This is a genomic window from Vibrio sp. Y176, from assembly GCF_033438945.1.
The window spans coordinates 1-590 of record NZ_JAWOQS010000836.1 but is presented as its reverse complement, the minus strand read 5'-3'; the positions used below and the strand labels follow the sequence as shown (position 1 = coordinate 590).

General features: G+C 47.3%; 1 pseudogene. It reads left to right on the top strand.

The window, feature by feature from the left end:
• Positions 1-590, top strand: a pseudogene (locus R7O13_RS28935) (gamma-glutamyl-phosphate reductase); the annotation flags it as partial.

Here is a 590-nt window from a genome sequence, read left to right as displayed (position 1 = left end):
AAGAGAACAGCACAATTCCAGTGATCATCGGCGGTTTTGGTATCAGTCACATTTTTGTTGATGAATCCGCGGACCTAGAGAAATCGCTAAACGTGGTTGAAAACTCGAAAGTTCAACGTCCTTCGGCATGTAACTCGCTAGACACACTGCTTGTTCACGAGAAAGTGGCGGCGAAATTCTTGCCAATGATTGTCGAGCGAATGAGTGACAAAGTGACGTTTGTAGCAGAACCAAAAGCGAAAGCGCTAATGGCTCAAGCTACGCAAATTCGCGATGCCGCAGAAGGTGATTTTGATACCGAATGGCTAAGCTACACGTTAGGTGTAAAAGTTGTCGCTGACGTGAAAGATGCGATTGATCACATGCGAGTTCACAATGCGAGTCACTCAGATGCAATCATGACCAACAGCTTGATTAACTCAGAGTTGTTCATCAATTCGGTGGGCTCGGCTGCAGTTTATGTGAATGCGGCAACGCGCTTTACTGACGGTGCTCAGTTTGGCTTGGGGGCTGAAGTGGCCGTCTCAACTCAAAAGCTACATGCACGTGGCCCGATGGGTTTGGAAGAATTAACAAGCTACAAATGGGTC